The sequence below is a fragment of the Streptomyces sp. YKOK-I1 genome (assembly GCF_054660435.1).
On sequence record NZ_BAAGDR010000001.1, the window covers coordinates 3543758 to 3557222 of the forward strand.

Here is a 13465-nt window from a genome sequence, read left to right on the forward strand (position 1 = left end):
GCAGCGTTCCTCGCGGGAAACAACCGTGATGCGACCGGGTAACCTCCGCACCGCACGCTCAAGGGCATGACCTCGAATTCGCGTGTGGTGGTGATCGGCGCCGGCCTCGCGGGCGTACGACTCGCCCGCCGGCTCGGTGAGCTGGGCGTGCCCGCGCTGCTCGTCGGCGACGAGGAGCACCGCCCGTACAACCGGGTCCTGCTCGCCGAGGTGCTGGCCGGCCGGTACGCCCCCGAGGTGATCGCGCTGCCCGCGCCCGCCGGACTGGTCCGGGCCAAGGTCACCGGCATCGACCGCACCCGGCGCACCGTCACCTGCGCGGACGGCTCGGAGATCGCATACGACACGCTGGTCCTCGCCACCGGCTCCAACCCCGTACTGCCGCCCCTGCGCGGTCTGTTCACCCCCGACCACGTGCTGCCCGAGGGCGTCCACGCGTTCCGCACCCTGGACGACTGCCTGGGCCTGTCGAAGGCCGTACGGCCGGGCGTGCGGGCGGTCGTCATCGGCGGCGGGCTCCTCGGGGTCTCCGCGGCCCGGGCCCTCGCGACGCGCGGCGCCCAGGTCGTCCTCGCCCAGCAGTCCGAGCGGCTCATGGAGCGTCAGCTCGACCCCGCCGCCTCGAAGCTGGTGCGCCGGCACCTCGCCGACCTCGGCGTCGAGGTGCACACCGAGTGCCGGGTCCGCGACGTGCGCTGCGTCGGCGGCGCGGTCCGCTCCGTCGAGATGTCCGACGGCTACGCCCTCGACGCCGACCTGGTGGTGCTGGCCTGCGGGGTCTCCCCGCGCGCCGGGCTCGCCAAGGAGGCCGGGCTCGCCGTCCACAAGGGCATCCTCGTCGACGACCTGCTGCGCACCTCCGACCCGCACATCCGCGCGATCGGCGACTGCGCCCAGCACGACGGGACCGTGTACGGCCTCGCCGCCCCGGCGCTCGAACAGGCCGACGCCCTCGCCGAGTCGCTCGCCGGCGACCCGGCCGCCCGCTACGGCGGCACCCGCGCCCTCACCCGGCTCACCCTCTCCGGGAACGGCGTCCTCGACCTCGCCGCGTTCGGCGAGACCGAGCCGCGCCCCGGCGACGACGTCGTCCAGCTCGCCGACGCCACCCGGGGGACCTACCGCAAGGTCGTCGTCCGCGACGACCGCCTGGTCGGCGGGGTCCTCGTCGGCGAACTCGGCACCGTCGGCGCGCTGGCGCGCGCCTGGGAGGGAGCAGAGCCGCTCCCGTCCGACGGCGGCCCCCTGCTCCACCTGCTCACCAACGATGGAGGCTCCTGATGACCGCCACCCCGGAGGCCACGGAGGCCACCCCCACGATCGTGCTCGTCGGCCACGGCATGGTCGGCCAGCGCTTCCTCGAGGCGCTCGCCGAGCGCGGCCTGACCGCCACGCACCGCGTGGTCGTGCTCTGCGAGGAGCCCCGCCCCGCGTACGACCGCGTGGCGCTCACCTCGTACTTCTCGGGCAAGACCGCCGAGGACCTCTCCATGACCGACATGGAGTTCATCGCGGCGCACGGCATCGAGCTGTACGTCGGCGACCCGGCCGTCACCGTCGACCGCGAGGCCCGGACCGTGACCGCGAAGTCCGGTCAGGTCTTCGCCTACGACACCCTCGTCCTCGCCACCGGCTCGTTCCCGTTCGTGCCGCCGGTCCCGAACAAGGACGCCCAGGGCTGCTTCGTCTACCGCACCATCGAGGACCTCCTCGCGATCGAGGAGTACGCGAAGACGGCGACGACCGGTGCCGTGGTCGGCGGCGGTCTGCTCGGCCTGGAGGCGGCCGGCGCCCTCAAGGGCCTCGGACTCACCTCCCACATCGTGGAGTTCGCGCCCCGGCTGATGCCGGTGCAGGTCGACGAGGGCGGCGGCGCCGCGCTCCTGCGCACCATCGAGGAGATGGGCCTGAGCGTCCACACGGGCGTGGGCACCCAGGAGATCGTGGTCGACGAGGCCGGCGCCGTCACCGGGATGAAGCTGTCCGACGGCTCCGAACTCGCCACCGACCTGGTGGTGTTCAGCGCCGGCGTCCGGCCGAGGGACCAGCTCGCCCGGGACTGCGGCCTCACCGTCGGCGAGCGCGGCGGCATCGCGGTCGACGAGCAGTGCCGTACCGCGAACGACCCGCACGTCTTCGCGATCGGCGAGTGCGCGCTGGCCTCCGACGGCCGGGTCTACGGCCTGGTGGCCCCCGGCTACGAGCAGGCCGAGACGGCCGCGGCCACCATCGCCTCCGACGAGGCTGCTTTTGTGGGCGCCGACCTGTCCACCAAGCTGAAGCTGCTCGGCGTGGACGTGGCGTCCTTCGGCGACGCGCACGGCACCACCGCCGACTGCCTCGACGTCGTCTACTCCGACTCCCGCGCGGGCCTGTACAAGAAGCTGGTCATCGGCCGGGACGGCACCCTGCTCGGCGGCATCCTGGTCGGCGACGCCGAGGCGTACGGCACGCTGAAGGCCTTCACCGGGTCCGTCCCGCCGGTCTCCCCCGAGTCGCTGGTCCTGCCGGCCGGCGCGAGCGGCGGCGCCCAGCTCGGCCCGTCCGCCCTTCCCGACGACGCGATCATCTGCTCCTGCCACAACGTCAGCAAGGGCGCGATCCGCGGCGCGGTGACCGAGCACTCCTGCACCACCGTGCCCGAGGTCAAGAAGTGCACCAAGGCCGGTACCGGGTGCGGCAGTTGCGTCAAGGTCCTCGGTCAGCTGGTCACCGCCGAGCTGGAGGCGTCCGGCGTCGAGGTCGACAAGGGCCTGTGCGGCTGCTTCTCCCAGACCCGCGAGGAGCTGTACGAGATCGTCCTCGCCCTGCGCATCAACACCTACCAGGGCCTGCTGGACCGGTACGGCCGCGACGAGGCCCGGGGCGGCGACGGCTGCGAGATCTGCAAGCCGGCGGTGGCGTCGATCATCGCCTCCCTCGCTCCCACGATCGGCGCGAGCGGCTATGTCCTGGAGGGCGAGCAGGCGGCGCTCCAGGACAGCAACGACCACTTCCTCGCCAACCTCCAGAAGAACGGCTCGTACTCCGTCGTCCCGCGCATCCCCGGCGGTGAGATCACCCCCGAGGGCCTGATCGTGATCGGCGAGATCGCCCGTGACTTCGGCCTCTACACGAAGATCACCGGTGGCCAGCGCATCGACATGTTCGGCGCCCGCGTCGAACAACTTCCCCTCATCTGGACCCGGTTGGTGGACGCCGGCTTCGAGTCCGGCCACGCGTACGGGAAGTCGCTGCGGACCGTCAAGTCCTGCGTGGGCCAGACCTGGTGCCGCTACGGCGTCCAGGACTCCGTCCGCATGGCGATCGACCTGGAGCTGCGCTACCGGGGACTGCGCTCCCCGCACAAGCTCAAGTCCGCCGTCTCGGGCTGCGCCCGCGAGTGCGCGGAGGCCCAGTCCAAGGACTTCGGCGTCATCGCCACCTCCAACGGCTGGAACCTGTACGTCGGCGGCAACGGCGGCGCCACCCCGCGCCACGCGGACCTGCTCGCCCAGGACCTCTCCGACGCCGAACTGATCCGTCTGATCGACCGCTTCCTGATGTTCTACATCCGCACCGCGGACCGCCTGGAGCGCACCTCCACCTGGCTGGAGCGGATCCCCGGCGGCCTCGACCACGTCCGTGACGTCGTCGTGGAGGACTCCCTCGGCATCTGCGAGGAGCTGGAGTCCCTGATGGCAGACCACGTGGCGCACTACGCCGACGAGTGGGCCACCACCATCAACGACCCCGAGAAGCTGGCCCGGTTCGTGTCCTTCGTCAACGCGCCGGACACCCCCGACCCGGTCGTCGGCTTCGTCCCCGAGCGCGACCAGATCAAGCCCGACCTGCCGCTGCTGACCATCGGCCACCGTCCCCTGGAAGGGAGCGCCCAGCGATGACCCTGGCACCCGAGACGACCGACCTGAAGATCCAACTCCTGCTGGACGAGGACTGGTTCACCGTCTGCGACCTGTCCGCGCTGACCCCGGGCCGCGGCGTGGCCGCGCTGCTGCCCGACGGCCGCCAGGTCGCCCTCTTCCGCGACCGCGCGGGCGAGCTGTACGCCGTCGACAACCGTGATCCGTTCGGCGGCGCGGCGGTCCTCTCCCGCGGCCTGACCGGCACCCACCAGGGCCGCCCGTTCGTCGCCTCGCCGCTGCTCAAGCAGCGCTTCGACCTCGTGTCCGGGGAGTGCCTGGACGACGAGACGGTACGCATCGCGACGTACGAGGTGCGCGCGGCGGCCTGAGCGGCCTCACGCTCGCTCACGAAGCCCCACGGTGACCCGGGTCAGCGTCGACCCGGGTCACCGTCGGTTTCCCGTCCGGGGGTGACCACCGGTCTCGGTCCGGGGGCCACCGCTGCCGGGTTTCGACCCGGGGCCACCGCCGGACTTCGGCCCGGGGCTCACCGCCGGGCTTCGGCCCGGGGCCACCGCCCGGCTTCCGTCCGCAGGCCACCGCCCGGCTTCCGCCCACGGGCCACCGCCGGACCTCCGGCCACAGCACACCGCCGGACTTCCGGCCACGGGCCACCGCCAGACTTCCGTCCGCGGGCCACCGCCCGGCTTCCGCCCACGGGCCACCGCCGGACCTCCGGCCACAGCACACCGCCGGACTTCCGGCCACGGGCCACCGCCAGACTTCCGGCCACGGGCCACCACCCGCCTTCCGGCCACGGGCCACCGCCCACCTTCCGGCCACGGCTCACCTCCGGGTTCAGTCCGGGGCGGGCGTCAGCGTCCGCCGGGGGCCGCCGCCTGAAGGGGCCTTCCCGGGCGCTGGGACGGGAGCGCCGGACCACCACCGGCCCGGCCCGGGGCCACCGGCAGCCGGATCACCGCGTCGAGGCCGCCGAGCGGCGCACGCCGCAGGACCGCCTCACCCCCGCTCGCATGGGCCAGCCGCTGCACCAGGGCCAGCCCCAGCCCCGTACCGCCCTTCGGGGCGTCGGGGGCCCGCCAGAAGCGGTCGAAGGCCCGGCGGCGCTGCTCCTCGGTCATCCCGGGCCCCTCGTCCATGACATGCAACTCGACCCGGCCGGGCCCCGCCGGACGGTGCTGGTGCCGGTGCGGGAAGCGCCGCTCGGGAACCGCCGGGCAGCGCGGATCGATCGAGACCGTGGACCCCGGGGGCGACACCCGCAGGGCGTTGGAGAGCAGATTGTCGAGGATCTGCTCCACCGCCCCCGGCAGGGCCAGCACCTCGCCGGTGTAGTCCCCGGCCAGCGCCAGCCACACCCCGTGCTGCTCGTACAGCGGGGTCCAGGCGCGATGGCGTTCCGCGCAGACCTGCCCGAGGTCCACCGGCTCCGGTTCGCCCGCGCTCTCGTCGAGCCGGGCCATCGCCAGCAGCCCCTCCACCATCCGGGCCAGCCGGTCGGTCTCGGTGAGCGCGGCGGTGAGCGAGCCCCGGGCGTTCAGGGCGATGTCGTTCTCCAGGTTCTCCAGCCGCAGCCGCAGCGCCGCGAGCGGGGTCTTCAACTGGTGCGAGGCCTCACCGGCGAAGGCCCGCTGGGAGGCCAGGAGGTGTTCGAGCCGGGCGGCGGTGCGGTTGAAGGTAGCGGCCAGACTGCGCACCTCCGGCGGCCCGTTGGTGATCGCCACCGGTACGGCGGTGCCGCCGACCGCCAACTCATGGGTGGCGTGCTCCAGTTCACGGATGGGCCGGCCGGTCCAGCGGGCGATGCCGAAGCCGACCACGACGACCGCGGTGAGCGCGGCGAGCCCGCCGAGACCCAGCAGCAGCCAGACGTGATGCACCCGGTCGGCCACCATCCTCGTCGGCACGGTGATCCGGACGGCGCCCTGCTCCTCGACGCCGTGCCGTACCGGCGTGGCCACCGCCAGATACTCCACTCCGCCGATGGTGGAGGTGCGCACGTCCGCCGTCGCGGTGCCGCGCAGCGCCGCCGCGATCCCCGGCCAGCCGGGCAGACCGGCCTCCTCGGCCGCGCTCAGCGGATGCGAGGTGGCCAGCAGCGCGCCGCCCTGGTCGACGATCAGCACCTTGCCGCCGATGCGCTCGGCACAGTGGGCGGCCCGCTCGGGCAGGTCCTGCGCGGCCCGGCCCGCGGAGACGGACAGTGAGGCGAACGCCGACACCGACTCCGCCTCGTCCTTCGCCGCGTTGATCACCCGCTCCCGCTCGGCCCGCGAGTAGACGAAGCCGAGCGGGATCTCCAGGGCGAGCAGGAGCAGCGCGGCGAGCGTGAGATAGCTGAGCAGCAGCCGCCGGGTCATCAGTAGGCCGCCGAGGGGTGGGGGGTGGGGAGGGGGCGGGTGAAGGGGCGGGGGTGGTCGTACGGGAACGGATCCTGGTAGGTGGACGACTCGTACCCGGAGGACTCGTACCTGGAAGTCGGATACGGCTGGGGGTCGTCGGGGACGGGCGGCCGGGTGTGGACCGCCAGCCGGAAGCCGACTCCGCGCAGGGTCTGGATCCAGGCGGGGTTGCCCAACTTCCGCCGCAGCGTGGCGACATGCACATCCAGCGTCTTGGTCGGCCCCTCGTAGTGCGGATCCCAGACCCGGTCGAGGATCTGCTGCCGCGAATACACCGCACCCGGGTCCTCGGTGAGCAGGGCGAGCAGCTCGAACTCCTTGGGCGTCAGCGTCACCGCCCGCTCCCCCACCCACACCTGCCGCGTCCGCCGGTCGACGACCAGCGGACCCGCGGCACCGGCGGCCACGGCTTCGAAAGGCTGGGGCTGGGGCTGGGGCTGGGGCTGGGGCTGGGACGGAGGCGGCGGGGGTGCAGGGTCATAGGACGGGGAGGAGGAGGGGGACGGGGACGGGGGTATGGCGCCGAAGGGCGGGGACGGGGGTACGGCACCGAAGGCTTCGCCGCCGAACGGCTCCCCGCCCGGTTCCGCCAGCCCCCGGTGGGTCCGCCGGGTCACCGCCCGCACCCGGGCCACCAACTCCCGCATGCTGAACGGCTTCGCGAGATAGTCGTCGGCGCCCAGTTCGAGGCCCAGCACCCGGTCGGCCTCCTCACCCCGCGCGCTGAGGATGATGATGGGCACGTCGGAGGTCTGCCGGATACCGCGGCAGACATCGATGCCGTCCACGTCGGGCAACCCCAGGTCGAGCAGCACGACATCGCCGTACGGCCCTCTCAACCCCGCACTGCCCGTGCTGACGTGATGCACCGTCAGCCCGAAGTGCCCGAGGCCCTCGACGAGCGGTTCGGCGATCGTGTGGTCGTCCTCGATGAGCAGGACTCGTACGCCCATGCGTTCCCGTCTCTCCCGTGAACCGAATTCGCGTGTTCCGTGGACAGGTCACGCTACAAGAGCGACCGATAAAACGCCGTATCCATCCGGAGAATGTGAGCAGCGGCTCAGTCGGGAACTGCGCGGGACAAAAACTGTCCCATTCTTGTCGGCGGTTTAGTGTTCCTCTAACCTTCGCCTGGCACAGCCCCCTCTACGGTGTGGGACCTGGGACGGAAGCACCGGGAGGAATCATGAAGGCACTGCTGGACCGCGCCCGCTCGTTCCAACGGCGGGTCGACTTCGAAAGCGGTGAATACCGGCGACTGGCCGAAGGACAATACCCTGAGGCATTGTTCATCACCTGCTCCGACTCACGGGTTATTCCAGCCCTGATAACGGGCGCGCGGCCCGGTGAGATATTCGAGCTGCGAAACGCGGGAAACATCGTTCCGCCGCACGGCAGGAAGGGCGCCTCGGGCGAGGCCGCCACCATCGAGTACGCGCTGGAGGTGCTCGGCGTTCAGGACATCGTGGTGTGCGGCCACTCCCACTGCGGTGCGATGGGCGCGATCAAGTCGGGCGACGACCTGTCCGCGCTGCCGGGTGTGGACGCGTGGCTGCAACTGGCGCGCCCCCGGCTGGCCCCCGTCCTGGACGGTGTCACGGAGGATCCGCGGCTGCCGGACGTGGCGAAGCTGAACGTCGTCAACCAGCTTGCCGTACTGCGGAGTTACCCGGCCGCGCGCCGTCGGCTGGACAGCGGCCGGCTGCGGCTGCACGGCTGGTACTACGAGGTGGACACCGGCCGGGTGCACGAGCTGGACGAAGACGGTCTGTTCCGGGTGCACGCGGCATGAGCGGCGCGCACGCGACGAGGACGCGGGGTTCGAGGGCCCGGGACACCCGGCCCTTCGCCCCGAGGGACCGCAAGGCGGACACCGCGCAGCGGGCACCGTCACCATCACCGTCACCGTCAAAGGGCCCGAAACCCGACCTGGCCACGGAGATCACCGCGTCCCTGGTCGTCTTCCTGGTCGCGCTCCCCCTCTGCATCGGGGTGGCCGTGGCCTCCGGGGTCCCCGCCGAACTGGGCATCATCTCGGGTGTCATCGGCGGTCTGGTGGTGGGCGCGGCGCGCGGCAGCACGCTCCAGGTGAGCGGCCCGGCCGCCGGTCTCGCGGCGCTGGTCGCGGAGACGGTGCTGGAGCACGGTGTGGCGATGCTGGGCGTGATCGTCCTGTTCTCCGGCCTCCTCCAGATCGTCCTGGGCCTGGTGAAGCTGGGCCGCTTCTTCCAGGCGATCTCCCTCGCGGTCGTCCAGGGCATGCTGGCCGGCATCGGTCTGCCGCTGATGTTCAGCCAGGCGTACCCGGCGATGGACGCGAAGGCGCCCGGCACACCGATCGAGAACATGGCCGGCATCCCCGGGCTGCTGGCGGACACGTTCGCCGACCCGCAGGCGCTGATCGCGGCGGGCCTGGGTGTGGTCACGGTCGTCCTGAGCTTCCTGTGGAAGAAGGCGCCGGGCCCGGTGAAGCGGGTCCCGGCGGCCCTGGTGGCGGTCGGCATCGGCATCGCGGTCGCCGCGGTCCCCGGCGTCGAGATCAAGACGCTCCAGGTAGGCAACCTGCTGGCCTCGGTGGACGTACCGGGCCCCGAGCAGTTCGCGGGGCTCGCGGACGCCGGGATCATCACGGCGATCCTCACCTTCACGGTGATCGCCTCCGCCGAGTCGCTGTTCACGGCGGCCGCGGTGGACCGTATGCACGACGGTCCGCGCACCCGCTACAACCCCGAGCTGATCGCCCAGGGCGCAGGCAACACGGTGGCGGGCCTGCTCGGCGCCCTGCCCATCACGGCGGTGGTGGCCCGCAGTTCGGCGAACGTCCAGGCAGGCGCGAAGACCCGCCTCTCCCGCACCCTCCACGGCCTGTGGCTGCTGGCCTTCGCCTTCCTGCTCCCCCAGGTCCTGGCCCTGATCCCGATCTCGGTCCTGGCCGGCGTGCTCATCCACAGCGGCTGGAAGCTCTTCGCGCCCGAGGAGTTCCCGAAGATGTGGCGGCAGGACCGGGGCGAGTTCGCGGTCATGACGGTGACCACCCTGGTGATCGTGGCGACCGCCCTGCTCGAAGGAGTCCTGATCGGCCTGGCGGCGGGCATCGTCCTGGCGGCGATCCGCATGTCGCAGACGGTCATCCGCCAGCACCTTGAGGAGGACACGGCGAAGGTGGTCATGGCCGGCAACGCGACCTTCCTGCGCCTCCCCCAGGTCATCGAGGCTCTGGAGTGCGCCGCCGAGTCCGGCAAACCCCGCATCCGCCTCGACCTCACCGGCGTCACCCACCTCGACCACGCCTGCCGCAGCCAGGTGGAACAGTTCACCACCCAGCAACGGGGCAAGGGCCTCCGCGTGGAACTCCTGCTGCCGGGCCCGGCCGCCGCGCCCCCCACGGCTGACCACCCCCACCCACCCCACCCGGAACCCGACTGGCCCACACCCACCCGCTCCACACCACCCCCCGACCCGGGCCGCCACGCCCGCCCGGCCCCCCTCCCCCGCCGCACACCCCCCACCCCCGGCCCCACCGCCGAGTGGTTCTACCTGGACACGACCCCCATGCCGAACGACTTCGCCCAGCACTACGGAGAGGAGTACGCCTCGGGTTACACAGGAAGGTGAGCTGCCCTTGGTCCGGTCCGGCGCCCCGACATGACGGCGCCGGACCCCACCGCGGGTGCCGCAGCCCTCAGCCGACCCGCCCCTTCACTCCCACGGTCTGCAGCGCGGTCGCCTCCAGCCGCTCGTCCCGAGCCATCGACGACGGCACCATTGCGCACGACGTTGTCGATGACGATCACACTCCCGACCCGGGTGAGCGCGAGGGATGCCTTCAGGACTCGGGGTTGCTGGGCTTGTCGGCATCGATGAACCCGAAGTCGTACGGCTCGTGGCCCTCCTCAACAAGCCGCCAGGCCGACTCCGCAGCAGGCCCGACAACGACCTCGACCCCGGCCTGCTCCAGATTCCCCCGGGCGATACCGGCATGCCACCCATCGATCTCGAACGACGTCACCCACCCCCGCTCCCCCACGGCCCGTGCCATCCAGACCGTGCTGTACCCGGCCAGCGTCCCGCTCCCCCTGTTTCCCGCTCGGCCAACTCCGCACAGCACCCTAAACCGGCACCCCCTACAAGCCCTTGGCCCCCGACGCAGAAAGGGACGGCACCCCCAGGAGTGCCGCCCCCTTGTTCCCCCACCCTCCGGCCGTCAGTCCCGCCGGATCAGCTCGGGGTCGATACGCCGTCCGACGAGCGGCAACGCGCCGAGGGCCGCGACCATGACGACACCGAGCGCGGAGGCCAGCAGCAACGGCAGCCCGGCCCCGTCCCAGAAGACGGCCCCGCCACCGGTCACCAGGTAGCTGGACTCGGCCATCTTCCCGGTCACCACGGCCAGGAGAAGTCCGACACCCAAGGGCAGCACGACCTGCGCGACCTGAATGGCCCGCAGCGTCCGGGGCCGGGCCCCGAGCAGCGCCAGCGCGGTGACCTGCGACCGCCGTTCCACCGCTCGGTCGGTGGCGGCGACCAGGTAGGCGGCGACACCGATGACGAGGCCGAGGACCATGCCTACGGCGAGGAGGGTCTTGACGACGGTGATCTGCTCCAGGGAGGTGACGACCACCCCTACCGTTTCGACCTCGATCGTCGGGTCGACCTCTGCGATGCCTCCGAGTACGGAGAGCACCGTGCGTGGACCGGCGTCACTGAGGAGAGAGAACGTCGCATCGCCCTCCGGCCGGAAGCCGGCAGGAAGTGAGGAGGGAGGAATCAGCACCACGCCGCTGGACGCCATCTCCACTGCCATGTCGTCCTGATATCGGACCGTCCGCTGTGGCACCTCCACCGTCGTGACGCGCCGCTGCCCCTTGGCGTTCCTCAGATGGAAGGGGAACCGGCTGCCCGGCTTGCTGGACTCGTCGTAGGTGGACCCCGGCACCATCAACCGCGCGGGGCGCCCATCAACGCAGTTCTCCAACACCGTCGCCGTCTGGCGCAGCTGATCGCAGGTGGCGATCAGCACGTCGATGCTCGGCGAGGTGTCATCCATGCGCTGGAGGTCGGTCCAGGACGGCGCCACGATGACATGGCTGTGGATGCCCGAGACCTCGGCGAGGGCCGACTCCTGCCCCATGGGGATGTCGTCGAGGGCCATGCTGTAGCGCTGGACCGGCGCGGTGTTCTTGGACACCTGATCCAGTTCGATGAGCACGCCCTGTGTGAGCGACGCGGCGAAGACCAGCAGCACCAAGCCCGTCGCCACGCGCAGGGCGCCGCCCGGATCCACTTCGTTGCGACGCATCGCAAGGCCGAGGGAGAGCGAACGCGTGGATCGGGCCACGCTTCGAGCAAGGGCACGGGAGAAAACCGGCAGCGACAGCACCAGCCCGGTGCCGACCAGCACGACGGCGAGCGGCATCAGGAACGAGGAGAGCCCGGTGTCCGAGGGCGCGTTCCCCGTAGCGCCGGCCACGCAGTACCCGATGACGATGCCCAGTCCTGGAACAAGCGGAAGGAGCCCCCACAGACGAGGCGCTTTCTCCACGGCACTGCGCCGCACCTCCAGCGGGTTCGCCGCGGCCTTCCTCGCTCCGATCAGGCCCACGAACCAGGCGAGGGCCGGGCAGCCCACGAGACAGGCGAGGAGTGTCGATCCGGAGAGCGATCCGTCCGCCGGGTACCACCTGAAGCCCGGCAGGCCGATCCTCGAAACCATCTGATTGACGACCCAGAAGGCGCCGAGGCCCAGAACCGCCCCCAGCAAGGCGGCAGCGACGGTTTCGGCCGCGTTGACCCGCTGCGTGCCCTTACGGCTGAGCCCGAGCAGGCGCAACGCAGCCAGTCGCCTCATGCGCGAGGCGGCGGACAGCCGAGCGCATACGGAGAGAAAGACGGCCAGCGGAAGCAGTACGACACCCGCCATGGTGAAGCGCAGGATGTCGAGCGTCGAGGGTTCCACGGTGGGAAAACGCGTGCGCTTTTCGCCGAAGTGCGTCAGGTGCCCGCCCGTCTTGAGCGTCTCAGGGGTGGTGCCGATGTAGGCGTACAGCTCATCGGGATGAGCCAGCCCCTCGGCGGAGATGAGCCCGCGTTCCTTCCCCGGCAGAAGTCGGGCCAGCCCGGGTTCACTCTTGAGCGTTTCGTGGAGACGAGGAGACACGATCACTTCACCCGGGCCGGGAAGTGCACGCAGACCGGGCGGTGGCGCGATGGGCTTGCCTTCCAGCGCCACGAAGATACGGATGAGCGGCTCTGAACCGTAGGGGTCCACTCTGGTGAGGGACAGGGCCTTTCCTTGTCCTGCTGTTGAGTGGCAGTCGCCCATCCCATTCGAACAATCCGGCTCACGGGCCGCCTTGCGCGCGTCCTGAGCGGAGAGAATTCCCGGGATCGCAAGCACAACGGCCAGGCAGCACACCCCAATCGCGCTGCCGACAGTCATGAGCAGGAAACGGATCAGGTTCCCCCGACCGCTGCCGAGCAACAGTCGCAGTCCCAAGAGGAGTTCCTTCATGTTGCTTCCCGCACATGGGCCGCGAGCACACCATCACACATCGTGTAACGAGTGTCGGCCCGATCTGCGACACGTGCGTCATGTGTCACGAGCACCACGGCTGTTCCTTGCGACCGAGCCAGGCTGAGAAATTCCTCCAGGACAGCGGTGGCATTGCTGCTGTCAAGCGAACCGGTTGGCTCATCGGCGAACACGACGGCTGGCCTGTGCACCAATGCCCGAGCAACCGCGACGCGCTGACTCTGCCCTCCGGACACCTGCGACGGGCGCCGATCCCGCAGATCTGCGAGACCAAGTCGCCCCAAGACTTCGCCAGCCGCCGCAAGAGCCTTGGCCTTACGCTGTCCAGCCAAGCGGAGGGGAAGTGCGGCATTCTCCTCCACCGTCAACTCGGGCAGTAGTTCTCCGTATTGGAAGACGAACCCGAACCGCTCACGGCGGATGGCACTAAGTTCCTCGTCATCAAGGGATCCCAGCGGACGCCCCTCGAAGCAGACCTCCCCCCGGGCCACCGGGAGCACTCCAGCCAGGCAATACAACAGCGAGGATTTACCGGATCCGCTGTGACCGGTGATCGCCGCGACTTCTCCCTGCCTCAAGGAGATCTCCGCGTCGCGGACCGCTGGCGTCTGACCGTAGAAGAGGTCGACGTCCTTGGCAGTCAGGACTTCTAGCGTATTGATCTT

10 protein-coding genes are annotated in these 13465 nt (G+C 71.1%); 5 read left to right on the top strand and 5 right to left on the bottom strand.

Going from position 1 to position 13465, the window contains the following annotated elements:
• Positions 1 to 66: 66 nt before the first annotated feature.
• From ACYQ8Q_RS15405 to nirD, 3 genes are read left to right on the top strand one after another with little or no spacing between them, the layout of a single operon-like run.
• The gene (locus tag ACYQ8Q_RS15405) at positions 67 to 1281 is read left to right on the top strand and encodes an NAD(P)/FAD-dependent oxidoreductase (protein ID WP_460065383.1); all 1215 of its coding nucleotides are present in this window, start codon (positions 67 to 69) and stop codon (positions 1279 to 1281) included.
• A complete protein-coding gene (gene nirB, locus ACYQ8Q_RS15410) occupies positions 1281 to 3884 on the top strand; it encodes a nitrite reductase large subunit NirB (RefSeq protein ID WP_460065386.1) in 2604 nt (867 codons plus the stop codon). The genes ACYQ8Q_RS15405 and nirB overlap by 1 nt, the downstream gene beginning before the upstream one ends.
• On the top strand, positions 3881 to 4234 hold the full coding sequence (nirD, locus tag ACYQ8Q_RS15415; protein WP_460065389.1) for a nitrite reductase small subunit NirD: 354 nt from the start codon (positions 3881 to 3883) through the stop codon (positions 4232 to 4234). The genes nirB and nirD overlap by 4 nt, the downstream gene beginning before the upstream one ends.
• 486 nt (positions 4235 to 4720) lie before the next feature.
• Here nirD and ACYQ8Q_RS15420 read toward each other — a convergent pair whose 3' ends face one another.
• Both ACYQ8Q_RS15420 and ACYQ8Q_RS15425 read right to left on the bottom strand, forming a co-directional pair.
• Positions 4721 to 6226: a sensor histidine kinase gene (locus tag ACYQ8Q_RS15420; RefSeq protein WP_460065391.1), complete on the bottom strand. Its 1506-nt coding sequence runs from the start codon at positions 6224 to 6226 to the stop codon at positions 4721 to 4723.
• Complete coding sequence (locus tag ACYQ8Q_RS15425; protein ID WP_460065393.1) at positions 6226 to 7221, bottom strand: response regulator transcription factor; 996 nt, start codon at positions 7219 to 7221, stop codon at positions 6226 to 6228. Before ACYQ8Q_RS15425 ends, ACYQ8Q_RS15420 begins: the two co-directional genes overlap by 1 nt.
• A 233-nt stretch (positions 7222 to 7454) precedes the next feature.
• On the opposite strand from ACYQ8Q_RS15425, the gene ACYQ8Q_RS15430 reads away from it, so the two are divergent.
• Together ACYQ8Q_RS15430 and ACYQ8Q_RS15435 are read left to right on the top strand one after the other, a co-directional pair.
• Complete coding sequence (locus tag ACYQ8Q_RS15430) at positions 7455 to 8060, top strand: carbonic anhydrase (protein ID WP_460065395.1); 606 nt, start codon at positions 7455 to 7457, stop codon at positions 8058 to 8060.
• Positions 8057 to 9883, top strand: coding sequence for a SulP family inorganic anion transporter (locus tag ACYQ8Q_RS15435; RefSeq protein ID WP_460065397.1), 1827 nt, complete (start codon positions 8057 to 8059; stop codon positions 9881 to 9883). Before ACYQ8Q_RS15430 ends, ACYQ8Q_RS15435 begins: the two co-directional genes overlap by 4 nt.
• 211 nt (positions 9884 to 10094) lie before the next feature.
• Here ACYQ8Q_RS15435 and ACYQ8Q_RS15440 read toward each other — a convergent pair whose 3' ends face one another.
• From ACYQ8Q_RS15440 to ACYQ8Q_RS15450, 3 genes are all read right to left on the bottom strand, one after another.
• Entirely contained in the window at positions 10095 to 10376 is a 282-nt protein-coding gene (locus ACYQ8Q_RS15440) for an O-methyltransferase (protein WP_460065399.1), read from the bottom strand.
• Positions 10377 to 10472: 96 nt separating this feature from the next.
• The gene (locus tag ACYQ8Q_RS15445) at positions 10473 to 12779 is read right to left on the bottom strand and encodes an FtsX-like permease family protein (RefSeq protein WP_460065401.1); all 2307 of its coding nucleotides are present in this window, start codon (positions 12777 to 12779) and stop codon (positions 10473 to 10475) included.
• On the bottom strand, positions 12776 to 13462 hold the full coding sequence (locus ACYQ8Q_RS15450) for an ABC transporter ATP-binding protein (RefSeq protein WP_460073326.1): 687 nt from the start codon (positions 13460 to 13462) through the stop codon (positions 12776 to 12778). Before ACYQ8Q_RS15450 ends, ACYQ8Q_RS15445 begins: the two co-directional genes overlap by 4 nt.
• Between the last annotated feature and the right edge of the window lie 3 nt (positions 13463 to 13465).